Here is a 13,320-nt window from a genome sequence, read left to right on the forward strand (position 1 = left end):
GCGGCCATGGCATCGGCGGGCACCATTGTCTCGGCCAGCGGGCACACGGTCCTGATCGGCTGGCTGCTGGTCGGCTGGGGCCTGCAGCACGAGCCGCTGGACTTCGAGGTGACCGAGGTGTCGGTCGTGTCGGGCGCGGAATACGACGCGCTGGTCGCCGCCACGGCGCCGCAGCCCTCGCCCGAGCCGAGCGTGGTCCAGCCCGAGGCGGAGCCGGCCCCCGAACCCGCCCCCGAACCCGCCCCGGTCGCCGAACCGGAGCCCGAGCCCGAACCGGCGCCGCCGGAACCCGAGCCCGAGCCGGCCCCGCCCGAGCCCGAGCCCCCCGCGCCCGAGCCGCCGACCCCCGAGCCCCCCGTTCCGGCGCCGCCGCAGGATCCCCTGCCCGAAGCGGTGCCCGATCCGCTGCCCCCGGCCGAAGTGACGGATGTCGCCCCCGAGATCGCGCCGCCCGCGCCCGAGACGCCCCCCGCCGGCGCGCCGGACCTGACGGCCGCGCTGCGCCCGATCCCGCGGCCCGCGCCGCGCGTCGCGCCCGAGGCGGCGCCGGCCCCGCCCCCCGACGCGGCGCCGGACCAGGCCGTCTCGCAGGAGGCGACCCCGACCCCCGAGCCGGAGGCCGAGATCGTCGAGGACGAGCCGGAGGAGACGGCGCCGGAGGAGGCGACGACCGAGATCGTGACCGAGGCCGAGACGCCCGCGGGCGGCGCCCCGACCACGGCCCCGCGCCCCCCGGTCCGGCCCGCGCGGCCGGCCCCGCAGGTGGCCGAGACGCCGGCAGAGACGCCCGCCGAGACCCCGGCAGAGACCACGGCCGCCTCGTCCGAGAACGTGCGGGTCGAGGACGCGACGATCGACGACCTGATCGGCTCTCTCGCCGGCGATCCGGCACCGTCCGAGACCGCGTCCTCCGCCGCGCCGGCCAACCAGGGGCCGCCGATGACGGGGGCGGAGCGCGATGCCTTCCGCCTCGCCGTGCAGGCCTGCTGGAACGTCGATGTCGGCTCCGAGGCGGCGAGCGTGACCGTGACCGTCGCCTTCGAGCTGACGCCCGACGGGCGCGTCGTCGGCAACGCGGTGGAGCGGATGGGCGCGAATGGCGGGTCCGGCGCCGCGGCCGACGCCGCCTACGAGGCGGCGCGGAGGGCGGTGCTGCGCTGCCAGGGCGACGGGTTCGACCTGCCGGCCGACAAGTATGCCCAGTGGCGGCTGGTCGAGATGACGTTCAATCCCAGCCAGATGCGCATCCAGTGACGTTTGCCGCTGCCCCCGCCGGCCGCATCGCGGCGCCGATGGCCCCCCGCCGGGGACCGGCCGCCGCCGCCGATCGCTGGCCCGGACAGCCCCGGCCCCAGGCGGCCCCGGGCCGCACCCCGGCCGAGGCGGCCCCGGGCGGGCCGCCGCCCAAGTCGGCCCCGGGCGGGCCGCCGCCCAAGTCGGCCCCGGGCGGGCCGCCGCCCAAGGCGGCTTCGGGCGGGCCGCCGCCCAAGTCGGCCCAGTGTCGCAGCCCCCGCTTTCCCGCGCGGTCCGCAGGGTCTATGCCCGCGTCGCCCGCCCTTTCCCCGAGGACACCATGCTCCGACCGATCCTGACCGCCGCCGCCGGCGCCGCGCTGAGCCTCCTGGCCGCGCTCGCCCTGTCGCTGATGTTCTATGCCGCGCCGGCCGCCGCCCAGGACGGGCCGCTGCGGATCGAGATCACGGAAGGCGTGATCGAGCCGCTGCCCTTCGCGGTCCCGACCTTCGAGGTCGAGACGCCGGGGGCCGAGCAGGTGGCCGCCGACATCAGCCAGCTCGTCGCGCAGGACCTGACGAATACCGGCCTGTTCCGGCAGATCCCGCAGGCCTCGTTCATCTCGACCCCGTCCGGCTTCGCCGCGCCGGTCCAATATGCCGACTGGCGCGCGATCAACGCGCAGGCGCTGATCACCGGGGCGGTGTCGGTGCAGGGCGACCAGCTGACGGTGAAGTTCCGCCTCTACGACGTCTTCTCGGGGGCCGAGCTCGGCGCCGGGCAGCAGCTTGCCGGCACGGTGGGCGGCTGGCGCCGGATCGCGCACAAGGTCGCGGACCAGGTCTACAGCCGGATCACGGGCGAGGGCGGCTATTTCGACAGCCGCGTCGTCTTCGTGGCCGAGACCGGGCCGAAGGGCGCCCGCCAGCAACGTCTCGCGGTGATGGATTACGACGGGGCGAACCTGCAATACCTGACCGGGTCGGGCGCCATCGTGCTCGCCCCGCGCTTCTCGCCCTCGGGCGACCGGGTGCTCTATACCGACTACACCGGCGGCAGCCCGTCGATCTCGCTCCTGCAGGTTTCGGCTCCCGGCGCGCGGCCGGTGCCGACCGCGCCGGGCGAGATGGCCTTCTCGCCCCGCTTCTCGCGCGACGGGCAGCGGATGATCTACTCGGTCGCGACGGGCGGCAATACCGACCTGTGGATGACCGACCTCGCCTCGGGCGCGAATACCCGCCTGACCGAGGCCCCCTCGATCGAGACCTCGCCCAGCTTCAGCCCCGACGGCACCCAGATCGTGTTCGAGAGCGACCGCTCGGGCACGCAGCAGCTCTACATCATGCCGATGGGCGGCGGCGAGCCGCGTCGGATCAGCTTCGGCGAGGGGCGCTACGGCTCGCCGGTCTGGAGCCCGCGCGGCGACCTCATCGCCTTCACCAAGCAGAATGCGGGCCGCTTCCATATCGGCGTCATGCGCACTGACGGCTCGGAGGAGCGGCTGCTGACCGCCTCGTTCCTGGACGAGAGCCCGACCTGGGCCCCGAACGGCCGCGTGCTGATGTTCACGCGCGAGACCCAGGGCGAGACCGGCGGGCCGTCGCTCTACACCGTCGACATCTCGGGTCGGAACCTGCGGCAGGTGACGACGGGCACGCAATTCGCCTCCGACGCCAGCTGGGGGCCGCTCCAGCCCTGACGGCGCTTCCCCCGCGGAGGCCCCCCGTGTTAACCGTTCGGCATCGATGCCGCGCCCCCATCTGCGAGACCTGACATGAAATCGACCCTCCTCGTCGCCGTTCTCGGCCTCACGGTCGCCCTCTCGGCCTGCACCCGGCCCGACCGCTTCGGCGGGGCGGGCGCGAACGGGCCGCTCGACCCGAACGCGGCGGCCGGCCTCAACGGCGCGGGCGGCATCGACACCGGCGCGCTCGGGGCCAACAATCCGGCCAGCCCGGAATACTTCAACCAGACCGTCGGCGACCGCGTCTTCTTCCAGGTCGATCAGTCGACCCTGACGGCGCAGGCGATGCAGACGCTGGACGGGCAGGCGCAATGGCTGCTGTCGAACGCGAACTACACCGCGATCATCGAGGGCCATGCCGACGAGCAGGGCACGCGCGAGTACAACGTCGCCCTGGGCGCGCGCCGCGCCAACGCCGTGCGGGAATACCTGATCTCGCGCGGGGTGCCGGGAACCCGCCTGCGCACCGTGTCGTATGGCAAGGAACGCCCCGTGGCCGTCTGCTCGGACGAGAGCTGCTACAACCAGAACCGCCGGGCCGTCACGGTGATCTCGATCGCCACAATCGGCTGATCGCGCCGGGCGGGCGCGCAGCCCCGATCCGAGGAGTTTCCGCATGAGGTTCGTCCGCAGGTCCATCGTCGCCCTCGCCCTTGCCTGGCCGGGGCTCGCCCCGGCGCAGGATGCCCAGACCCTGGCCGACATCCGGGGCGAGCTGACCGGGCTCCTCGGCCAGCTCGACGGGCTGCGCTCCGAGTTGCAGGCGACCGGGGCCACGACGCCGAGCGCCGGCGGCAACACCGCGCTCCAGCGGCTCGACGCGCTCGAGGCGCAGGTGCAGCGCCTGACCTCCAAGGCCGAGGAACTGGAGTTCCGGATCAACCGGGTCGTCACCGACGGCACGAACCGGATCGGCGACCTCGAATTCCGGATCTGCGAGATCGAGCCCGGCTGCGACATCGGCGCGCTGGGCGACACCCCTCCGCTCGGCGGTGTCGATGTCGAGGCCCAGGTGCCGACGCCCGCGCCCAGCCAGGAGACGGGCGGCCCGGCGCTGGCCATGTCCGAGCAGACCGATTTCGACGCGGCGCAGGCGCTGTTCGACAGCGGCGACGGCGTCGGCGCCGTGGCGGCGCTGGACCGGTTCCTCGCCACCTATCCCGGCAGCCCGCTGACGGCGCGGGCGCAGCTGCTCCGCGGCCGCGCGCTGGAGCAGTCGGGCGAGCTCTCCACCGCCGCCCGCGCCTATCTCGAGGCCTTCTCCGGCGCGCCGGACGGCGGGACCGCGCCCGAGGCGCTGTTCCGGCTCGGCGCGACGCTGGGCGCGCTCGGCCAGGTGCAGGATGCCTGCGTGACGCTGGGCGAGGTGGGCAACCGCTTCCCGGGGTCCGAATACGAGGGGCAGGCCCGCGCCACCATGACCCAGCTTGCCTGCGGCTGAGCCGCTGCCCCGGCGTTTCGCCGGGGCAATGGGCGATCTCACCGGGCCGGACTTCCCCGCCGGCCTCTGCCTCGCCGTGTCGGGCGGCGGCGATTCCATGGCGATGCTCCATCTGGCGGCGGGCTGGGCCCGGCCGATGGGAATCGGCCTGCGCGTCGCGACCGTGGATCACGGCCTGCGGCCAGAGGCCGCGGCCGAGGCGGCGCTGGTGGCGGACGAGGCGCGCGGCCTAGGCCTGCCGCACGAGACCCTGCACTGGAACTGGGACGGGCAGGGCAACCTGCAGGACGCCGCCCGCCGCGGCCGCCACGCCCTGCTGGGGGCGTGGGCGGGGGGCGCCGGAGTCCTATATGCCCATACGCAGGACGACCAGGCCGAGACGCTGCTCCTGCGTCTCGCGCGCGGGTCGGGGGTCGACGGTCTGTCGGGCATGGCGCCACGGACGCACCTCGCCGGCCTGACGGTCCTGCGCCCGCTGCTGGATGCGACGCGGGCCGAACTGCGCCACTACCTGGCGACGCTGCGTATTCCCTTCGTCGACGATCCGTCCAACGACGATCCTGCTTATGACCGGGTCCGCGCCCGCGCCGCGCTCGAGGCGCTGGCCCCGCTCGGCCTGTCGCGCGCGCGGCTGGCCGCGACGGCGGGACGGATGGCCCGCGCCCGTCGCGCGCTCGAGGCCCGCGCGCACGAGGCGGCGCGGGCCCTGCTGCGCCCGGCGCGGCCGGGCCTGCTGCGACTGGACCGCGACGGGCTCGCAGCGCTGGATCCCGAGACCAGGCTGCGGCTGCTGGCCGGGGCGCTGCGCCACGTCGCCTCCGCCCCCTACCGCCCGCGGGAGGAGGCGCTGGCCTCTGCCGTCGACCGCGCCCTGTCCGGCGGTACGGCGACCCTGCACGGCGCGATGCTGGTCCCGCGGGAAGCCGATCTCTGGATCGGGCGCGAGGCGCGGGCGGTGGCGGATCTCTCCGTCCCGGCGGAGGCGGGCGCGCGATGGGACGGCCGGTGGGCCCTGGCCGCGCCGCATCCGGGCGCCGCCATCGCCGCCTGGGGCGCGGACGCGGCCCCGGACGAGGCGCCCCGCCGCCTCTGCGCCGCGCTGCCCTGCCTGCGCGTGGACGGGCAGGTCGTCCACCCGCCGCCGGGGGCGGACGGTCCGGTCTGGATCGCCGAACGCTCTCCCCACGGGGACTTTCCGGCGATCCTGACCGGCAATTGAACGCCGGACGGCAATCCCTACATTGTGCCGAAGCCGCCGCCCCCTTAGACGGGGCCAACACCCCATGTGGAGGAGCCTGTCTTGGGCAACGCGCGCAACATCGCCTTCTGGGTCGTCCTGTTCCTGCTGATCCTGGCGCTCTTCAACCTGTTCTCGGGCGGGCAGTCGACGCTGGCCAGCAACGCGCGGAACTATTCCGACTTCGTCACCGCGGTCGAGGCGGGCAACGTCAGCCAGGTGACGCTCGACGGCGAGGAGGTGCGCTACACCGGCACCGACGGTCGGCAATACGTCACGATCAAGCCCGAGGACGCGCAGATCACCGACCTGCTGATCGCGGAAGGCATCCCGGTGCAGGCGCGCAGCCAGGAGCAGTCGACCTTCACGACCTTCATCCTGTCCCTGCTGCCCTTCCTGCTGCTGATCGGCGTCTGGATCTACTTCATGAACCGGATGCAGGGCGGCGGGCGCGGCGGCGCCATGGGCTTCGGCAAGTCCCGTGCCAAGCTGCTGACCGAGAAGCATGGCCGCGTGACCTTCGACGACGTCGCCGGCATCGACGAGGCCAAGGACGAGCTGGAGGAGATCGTCGAGTTCCTCCGCAACCCGCAGAAGTTCAGCCGCCTCGGCGGGAAGATCCCCAAGGGCGCGCTGCTGGTCGGCCCGCCCGGGACCGGCAAGACGCTGCTCGCCCGCGCCATCGCGGGCGAGGCGGGCGTGCCCTTCTTCACCATCTCGGGCTCGGACTTCGTCGAGATGTTCGTGGGTGTCGGCGCCAGCCGTGTGCGCGACATGTTCGAGCAGGCGAAGAAGAACGCGCCCTGCATCGTCTTCATCGACGAGATCGACGCAGTCGGCCGCTCGCGCGGCGTCGGCTACGGCGGGGGCAACGACGAACGCGAGCAGACGCTGAACCAGCTGCTGGTCGAGATGGACGGCTTCGAGGCGAACGAGGGCATCATCATCGTCGCGGCGACCAACCGCCCCGACGTGCTCGACCCCGCGCTGCTGCGCCCCGGCCGGTTCGACCGGCAGGTGCAGGTGCCCAATCCCGACATCAAGGGCCGCGAGAAGATCCTCGGCGTGCATGCCCGCAAGGTGCCGCTCGGCCCCGACGTGGACCTGCGCATCATCGCGCGCGGCACGCCCGGCTTCTCGGGCGCGGACCTCGCCAACCTGGTGAACGAGGCGGCGCTCATGGCGGCCCGCGTCGGCCGGCGCTTCGTCACGATGGTCGATTTCGAGAACGCCAAGGACAAGGTCATGATGGGCTCCGAGCGGCGCTCGATGGTCATGACCGAGGACGAGAAGAAGCTGACCGCCTATCACGAGGCCGGTCATGCCGTCGTCGGTCTGAACGTCCCGCAGCACGACCCGATCCACAAGGCGACGATCATCCCGCGCGGCCGTGCGCTCGGCCTCGTCCTGTCGCTGCCCGAGCGGGACCAGCTGTCGGTCAGCCTGACGAAGTACAAGTCCAAGATCGCGATGGCGATGGGCGGGCGCGTCGCGGAAGAGCTGATCTTCGGGCCCGAGAACGTGACCTCGGGCGCCGCGTCGGACATCCAGCAGGTGTCGAAGATCGCCCGCGCGATGGTGACGCAGTTCGGCTTCGAGCCCGACCTCGGCTATGTCGACTACGCCAACGAGCAGCAGAGCTATCTCGGCGGCTATTCGGGCGGCACCAACCATTCCGCCGCGACGCAGAAGATGATCGACGACAAGGTCAAGGAGATCATCGACGAGGGCTACCACACCGCCAAGCGCATCCTGACCGAGCGGGCGGACGACCTCGAGCGGCTGGCCCAGGGCCTGCTGGAATACGAGACGCTGACCGGCAACGAGATCACCCGCGTCATCGCGGGCGAGCCGCTGAACCGTGGCGACGACGATCCCGATCCGACGCCGCCCTCCGGCGGGGCCAGCGTCACCGCGATCCCCAAGACCGGCGGGCGGCGCAAGCCGGGGCTGGAGCCCGAACCCTCCGCCTGACCGGCCCGGTCCGCGATCGAGGCCCCGCCCGAGGCGGGGCCTTTCTCGTTCCGGGGCCATGCCCTATACGGGCACTCCCCCGCAGGAGGTGCCCCCGATGCCCGCCCTCGTCCCGACCGACCATGCCGCCCGGATCACCTGGCTCGGCGTGTCGCCCAACCCGGAGGGGGAGGGAGACATCCGATCGGTCCACCGGCAGAGCCTGCGCCTGACCTTCGCCGGCCCGGAGGGGGAGGTGCGGCATGGCGGCCTGACCCGGCCCTCCTGCAGCCGCGTGACTGCCCAGCACCCGAAGGGGACGACCATCGCCAATGTGCGCCAGCTCTCTCTCATGAGCGGAGAGGAGATCGCGGCCATCGCGGCCGGGATCGGACTGGACGCTCTCGATCCCGCCCTCCTCGGCGCGACGCTGGTGCTGGAGGGGCTGCCCGATTTCAGCCACCTGCCGCCCTCCGCGCGTCTTCAGGGGCCCGACGGCGCGACACTGGTCGTCGACATGCAGAACCGCCCCTGCAACCTGCCCGCCCGCGAGATCGAGCGCGCCGCCCCGGGCCACGGCAAGGCCTTCAAGGCTGCGGCGAAGGGCCGGCGCGGCGTCACCGCCTGGGTGGAGCGCGAAGGGGTTCTGTCCCTCGGAGACACGCTCCGCCTGCATCTGCCGGACCAGCGCGCCTGGCGGCCGGTTTGAGGGCGGCGATCCTCGTCACCTCCGCGGTCGCCCTCTGGGTCGCCATCGCCATCGGCCTGCAGGGCACGAGCGCGATCGCGCGCGAGGGCGGTGCGGTCGAGCTGGCCTCGGCCCTCGTCCTGCTCGCCGCGCTGCTGCTGTGGCTGGCGCGGGGGGGCGGATCGGCGGCGGCCATCCTGATCGCCGCGTTGGCGGCGCGGGAATTCGATCTCGACAAGGCGCCGTTCGAGCGCGGGATCCTCGGAACCGGCCTCTATATCGGGGCGGCGCCCTTCTGGCAGAAGGCGATCGGTCTCGCCGTGATCGGCCTGCTCGTCTGGGCGCTGACCCGTTGGGCGCAAGCGGGGATGCGCCCCTTCGTGACCGCGCTCCGCCGCGGCCGGATCTGGGCGCTTCTGCTGGCCGGGGGCGTGGCCCTCGCCGCGCTCGCCAAGTCGCTGGACGGCATCGCCCGCAAGGTCGCGCCCCTCGGGGTGGATCTCGGCTCCCGGACGGTCGAGATCGCGCGCCTGGCCGAGGAATCGCTGGAGCTGGTCTTCGCCCTGTCGGTGCTGTGGACCGTCGCCCTGGTGCAGCGGGGGTGGCGCCGCGACGGGTCCGCCCCGGCCTGACGATCCCGGGCGATTCGGCGGGGATACCCGGCGAGGGTCGCCCGCGGACGGCGAATGCCGGAAATGGGGTCGACAGGGGCGGGGCCTGCCGCCAGAAGCGGCGCGGGGCGGCCAGCGGAAAGGAAAGCCCATGAGCGCGACGATCATCGACGGCAAGGCGCATGCCGCCGGCCTTCGGGCCCGCATCGCGGACGAGGTGCAGCGGCTGAAGGCGGCCCACGGAATCACCCCTGGCCTCGCGGTCGTGCTGGTGGGCGAGGATCCGGCCAGCCAGGTCTATGTCCGCTCGAAGGGGCGGATGACGGTCGAGGTGGGCATGGCCTCGTTCGAGCATCGGCTGGACGCGGACACGCCGCAGGCCGAGCTGCTCGATCTGGTGGCCCGGCTGAACGCCGACCCGGCGGTCCACGGCATCCTCGTGCAATTGCCGCTGCCGGCGCACATGGACGAATCCGCCGTCATCACCGCCATCGACCCGGCAAAGGACGTCGACGGCTTTCACATCTCCAACGTGGGGCGTCTGGCGACCGGGCAGGACGCGATGGTGCCCTGCACCCCGCTGGGCTGCCTGATGCTGCTGCGCGACACGCTGGGATCCCTGTCGGGCAAGTCCGCGGTGGTGATCGGCCGGTCGAACATCGTCGGCAAGCCGATGGCCCAGTTGCTGCTGCGCGACAGCTGCACGGTGACGATCGCCCATTCGCGCACCGCCGATCTGGCCGAAATCGTCCGCCGCGCCGAGATCGTCGTCGCGGCCGTCGGCCGCCCCGGCATGGTCACCGGCGACTGGATCCGGCCCGGCGCGACGGTGATCGACGTGGGCATCAACCGCGTGGACGCCCCCGAGAAGGGCGAGGGCGGCACGCGGCTTGTCGGGGATGTCGATTTCGACAGTGCCGTCCGGGTGGCCGGGGCGATCACGCCGGTTCCGGGCGGGGTCGGGCCGATGACCATCGCCTGCCTTCTGGCGAACACCCTGACCGCCTGCTGCCGCGCGAGCGGCCTGCCCGCCCCCGAAGGGCTGACGGCCTGACCCCTCTCAGCCGACCCGTCGCATCGGCCGCCCGCGCGGCGCGGCGGTGACCGGCGTCAGGACCGGGGCGCGCCCGGTCAGCACCGCGAAGCTGCGGCCCGGGAACAGGGCGGAGAGCGTCGCGCCGCGGGCGGGCATCCCGCCGGTATAGGTCCCGTAGGCCGGCAGGATCATCCGCGCCGCGTCGAACAGGACGCAGGGGCGGGCGCCGCCGCCGATCCCGTGCTTGGGGTGGTAATGGCCCGACAGTTCGGGCCCGGTGTCCCGCGGGTCCGCGATATGGCGGAAGGTCAGGCCGTCCGCCCGCCACTCTGCCACATGTTCCCCCGCGAGCCCGCAGGGACCGGGATCGTGGTTGCCCTCGATCCAGATCCAGCGGCGCCCCACCTGGAGCGCGGCGAGACGGTGCAGGGCCGCCTCCTCCAGCGCGGCGCTCGCCGCGAGGTCGTCGAAGGAATCGCCGAGGCAGATCACCACCGCCGCCCCGGTCGCGGCGATGTCGGCCGAGAGCCGGTCCAGGGTCTCGGCCACCTCGTAGGGCGGCAGCATCAGGCCGAGCCTTCGGGCCACCCGGTCGGACTTGCCCAGATGCAGGTCCGAGACGCAGAGCCAGCCCGCCGCCCGGTCCCAGACCGCGCCGGAGGGCAGGATCGTCAGCGTCCGGCCGCCGAAGGGAATGTCGAGCGTGTTCATGCTGCGTTCGCTCTAGCGCGGGGCCCGGGACCGGTGCAAGAGGTCCGGCCGCGCGGCGGGCGGAGACCGGCCGTCGCCGATCTTCGCCCGGTCGGGCGCCGGCGGGGCCGGGCGAGCGGCCCGGAGTCAGAGCGCGCCCAGCCCCGATTCCCTCAGCAGGCGGGCCGCCTCCTCCTCCTCGATCCGCTGGCGCCCCGCCCCCTCGACCGGGACGCGCCCCCGCTCCAGCAGCATCGGCGCCGCGAGGGGGGAGGGGCGGTCGAGGACGACGTGATCCACCCGCCCCTCTGTCCGGGCCAGCATCTCGTCGATCCGCCCGAACGAGACGAGGCCGCGCAGCGCCTCGTCCCGCGTGATCCGCAGCAGGAGGTGGTCGGGGTCGTATTTGTGCAAGGTGTCGTACAGGATATCCGAGGAGAACGTCGCCTGTCGGCCGGATTTCTTCAACTGCGGCAGGTTCCGCTCGATCAGGCCGGAGATGATGCCCACGTTGCGGAAGGTGCGCTTCATCACCGCGTTGCCGCTGAGCCAGGTCTCCAGCCCGTCCTCGAGTTCCCCGCGCGACACCAGCGGCGCGGGATCGGTCACCTCGTCCAGACCCCAGACCAGCGTGGCGTAATCCGTCGCGACGAAGCCGAGCGGATGCAGCCCCGCCTCCTCCATCCTGTGGGTCAGCAGAAGGCCCAGCGTCTGCTGCGCGTTGCGCCCGGCGAAGGCGTGGACGCAGGTATGGGCGCGGTTCTCGAAGGGGAAGCTCTCGATCAGCAGCCGGTCCGCCCGCGGCATGAGCGAGCGGTCCCGCTGCAGGGCCAGCCAGTCGCGCGTATGGCCGGGCAGGGCGTCCCACTCGCCGGAGTTCAGCAGATCGAGGATGCGGTGCTGCAGCTCGGTCGTGGTGGAGAACTTCGTACCGCCATAGGTCGCGACCCGCGGCTCCTTGTCGGACCGGCGCGACACCTCGACGACCATCTCCTTCAGCCCCTCGTAGCGGACGACCTGCCCGCCGATGAGGAAGGTCTCGCCGGGATGGAGCGTGGCGGCGAAGCCCTCCTCGATCTCGCCCAGCAGCTGGTGCGAGCGGCGCATCCGCACGTCGACATTGTCGTAGTCGATGATCGTGCCGAGATTCATCCGGATCCGCGTCGTCGCGCGCGGATCGCGCAGCGCCCACATCCCGTCCGGACCCTGCTTCAGCCGCTGCCACCGGTCGTAGGCGCGCAGGGCGTAACCGCCCGTCGCCACGAAGTTCAGGCAAGCGTCGAATTCGGCCCGCGCGAGGTCGGCATAGGCCCCGGCGGCGCGCACCTCTTCGAACAGGTCGTCCGCGTCGAAGGGGCCGGCGCAGGCGCGGATCAGGATGTGCTGGCAGAGCACGTCCTGCGGCCCCCGGCCGCGCGGCTCGCCGTCCAGTTCGCCGGCCCGCGCCGCCTCGAGCGCGGCGACGCATTCGACCACCTCGAAGCGGTTGGCGGGCACGACGATCGCCTTGGACGGGGCGTTGTAGCGGTGATTGGCGCGGCCGATCCGCTGGACCAGCTTCTTGACGTTCTTGGGCGCGCCGATCTGGATCACCAGGTCCACGTCGCCCCAGTCGATGCCGAGATCGAGCGTGCCGGTGCAGACGATGGCGGAAAGTTCGCCCGCCACCATCGCGCCTTCGACCTTCTCGCGCGCGGCGCGGCTGAGCGAGCCGTGGTGGATGCCGATCGGCAGCGCCTCCTCGTTCGCGAGCCAGAGATGGTGGAAGAAGATCTCGGCCTGGGCCCGCGTGTTGTGGAAGATCAGCGTCGTGCGGTGGCGCCTCACGAGATCCAGCACCTGCGGGATCGCGTAATGCGCGCCGCCCCCCGCCCAGGGCGGCGGGGTGTCGGTGACCAGCATCTCGATATCGGGGGGCGGGCCGGGATCGGCGAGGAGGATCGGGCAGGGATCGGGCGCCCGCGCCAGCTGCGCGGCGAGGGCGGGCGGGTCCTCGACCGTGGCCGACAGACCCACCCGGCGCATCGCGGGCGCCATCGCCTGCAGCCGCGACAGGGCGAGCATCAGCTGGTCCCCCCGCTTGCTCTCGGCGAGGGCGTGGATCTCGTCCACGATCACCCGGCGGAGCGAGCCGAACATCCGCGGCGCGTCCTCGTAGGAGATCAGCAGGGCGAGGCTCTCGGGGGTGGTCAGCAGGATATGCGGTGGGTCCGCCCGTTGCCGTCTGCGCTGCGAGGCCGGGGTGTCGCCCGTCCGGTCCTCGATCCGGATCGGCAGCGCCATCTCGTTCACCGGCCGGGTGAGGTTGCGGCGGATATCCGCGGCCAGCGCCTTGAGTGGCGAGACATAGAGCGTGTGCAGCCCCTCGAAGCCCCCCTCCGCCAGCTCGGCCAGGGTGGGCAGGAAGCCGGCCAGGGTCTTGCCGCCCCCGGTCGGGGCGATGAGCAGGAGGGCCGGCTCCTCCGCCCGGTCCAGCATCGCCTTCTGGTGCGGATGGATCTCCCAGCCCTGCCGGTGGAACCAGTCGGCGATGTTCGGGGGCAGGGCGGTCATGCGGTGCGAGGTGGGGGCGGGGGCGGTCCGGTCAAGGCCAGGCGCGGCGGCGTCGCGGCCCCCGCGGCCGGTCGCCGCGGTATTTGCGACCCTGCGAAGGAGGGGGCGGGCGCGCCCGGCGGCCCGGCTCGGGA

11 protein-coding genes are annotated in these 13,320 nt (G+C 73.1%); 9 read left to right on the top strand and 2 right to left on the bottom strand.

All coding sequences use genetic code 11. The annotated features are described in order from the left end of the window. Positions 1-6: 6 nt before the first annotated feature. From BUE30_RS17730 to folD, 9 genes are all read left to right on the top strand, one after another. Positions 7-1,254, top strand: a complete 1,248-nt coding sequence (locus tag BUE30_RS17730) for a hypothetical protein (RefSeq protein ID WP_073326660.1) — start codon at positions 7-9, stop codon at positions 1,252-1,254. A gap of 391 nt (positions 1,255-1,645) precedes the next feature. Continuing rightward, positions 1,646-2,932 (top strand): Tol-Pal system beta propeller repeat protein TolB, encoded by a 1,287-nt coding sequence (gene tolB / locus BUE30_RS04410; protein WP_425303919.1) that lies wholly within the window; start codon positions 1,646-1,648, stop codon positions 2,930-2,932. Between the two features lie 75 nt (positions 2,933-3,007). Further along, positions 3,008-3,550 (top strand): peptidoglycan-associated lipoprotein Pal, encoded by a 543-nt coding sequence (pal, locus tag BUE30_RS04415; protein WP_073326662.1) that lies wholly within the window; start codon positions 3,008-3,010, stop codon positions 3,548-3,550. A 43-nt stretch (positions 3,551-3,593) separates the two neighbouring features. Beyond that, positions 3,594-4,418, top strand: coding sequence for a tetratricopeptide repeat protein (locus BUE30_RS04420; protein ID WP_073326663.1), 825 nt, complete (start codon positions 3,594-3,596; stop codon positions 4,416-4,418). 28 nt (positions 4,419-4,446) lie between these two features. Then, positions 4,447-5,637 carry a tRNA lysidine(34) synthetase TilS gene (tilS, locus tag BUE30_RS04425; RefSeq protein ID WP_073326664.1) on the top strand — a complete coding sequence of 397 codons (1,191 nt, stop codon included), beginning with the start codon at positions 4,447-4,449 and terminating at the stop codon, positions 5,635-5,637. A gap of 81 nt (positions 5,638-5,718) precedes the next feature. Beyond that, entirely contained in the window at positions 5,719-7,629 is a 1,911-nt protein-coding gene (gene ftsH / locus BUE30_RS04430) for an ATP-dependent zinc metalloprotease FtsH (RefSeq protein WP_073326665.1), read from the top strand. Positions 7,630-7,726: 97 nt separating this feature from the next. After that, on the top strand, positions 7,727-8,317 hold the full coding sequence (locus BUE30_RS04435) for an MOSC domain-containing protein (protein WP_073326666.1): 591 nt from the start codon (positions 7,727-7,729) through the stop codon (positions 8,315-8,317). Continuing rightward, complete coding sequence (locus tag BUE30_RS04440) at positions 8,314-8,928, top strand: hypothetical protein (RefSeq protein ID WP_073326667.1); 615 nt, start codon at positions 8,314-8,316, stop codon at positions 8,926-8,928. Before BUE30_RS04435 ends, BUE30_RS04440 begins: the two co-directional genes overlap by 4 nt. 130 nt (positions 8,929-9,058) lie before the next feature. Beyond that, positions 9,059-9,961, top strand: a complete 903-nt coding sequence (gene folD, locus BUE30_RS04445) for a bifunctional methylenetetrahydrofolate dehydrogenase/methenyltetrahydrofolate cyclohydrolase FolD (RefSeq protein ID WP_073326668.1) — start codon at positions 9,059-9,061, stop codon at positions 9,959-9,961. Positions 9,962-9,967: 6 nt separating this feature from the next. Here folD and pdeM read toward each other — a convergent pair whose 3' ends face one another. Further along, complete coding sequence (pdeM, locus tag BUE30_RS04450) at positions 9,968-10,654, bottom strand: ligase-associated DNA damage response endonuclease PdeM (protein ID WP_073326669.1); 687 nt, start codon at positions 10,652-10,654, stop codon at positions 9,968-9,970. 126 nt (positions 10,655-10,780) lie between these two features. Further along, a complete protein-coding gene (locus tag BUE30_RS04455) occupies positions 10,781-13,186 on the bottom strand; it encodes a ligase-associated DNA damage response DEXH box helicase (protein WP_073326670.1) in 2,406 nt (801 codons plus the stop codon). Positions 13,187-13,320: the final 134 nt, after the last annotated feature.

It is taken from the genome of Wenxinia saemankumensis (genome assembly GCF_900141735.1).
In the GTDB taxonomy this organism is placed as follows: domain Bacteria; phylum Pseudomonadota; class Alphaproteobacteria; order Rhodobacterales; family Rhodobacteraceae; genus Wenxinia; species Wenxinia saemankumensis.

Excerpts from the sequence above, each read along its gene's own strand:
- BUE30_RS04420 (WP_073326663.1), top strand. The coding sequence starts at position 3,594 with ATGAGGTTCGTCCGCAGGTCCATCGTCGCCCTCGCCCTTGCCTGGCCG.
- folD (WP_073326668.1), top strand. The coding sequence starts at position 9,059 with ATGAGCGCGACGATCATCGACGGCAAGGCGCATGCCGCCGGCCTTCGG.
- pal (WP_073326662.1), top strand. The coding sequence starts at position 3,008 with ATGAAATCGACCCTCCTCGTCGCCGTTCTCGGCCTCACGGTCGCCCTC.
- BUE30_RS04455 (WP_073326670.1), bottom strand. The coding sequence starts at position 13,186 with ATGACCGCCCTGCCCCCGAACATCGCCGACTGGTTCCACCGGCAGGGC.
- tilS (WP_073326664.1), top strand. The coding sequence starts at position 4,447 with ATGGGCGATCTCACCGGGCCGGACTTCCCCGCCGGCCTCTGCCTCGCC.
- BUE30_RS04435 (WP_073326666.1), top strand. The coding sequence starts at position 7,727 with ATGCCCGCCCTCGTCCCGACCGACCATGCCGCCCGGATCACCTGGCTC.
- BUE30_RS17730 (WP_073326660.1), top strand. The coding sequence starts at position 7 with ATGGCATCGGCGGGCACCATTGTCTCGGCCAGCGGGCACACGGTCCTG.
- pdeM (WP_073326669.1), bottom strand. The coding sequence starts at position 10,654 with ATGAACACGCTCGACATTCCCTTCGGCGGCCGGACGCTGACGATCCTG.
- tolB (WP_425303919.1), top strand. The coding sequence starts at position 1,646 with ATGTTCTATGCCGCGCCGGCCGCCGCCCAGGACGGGCCGCTGCGGATC.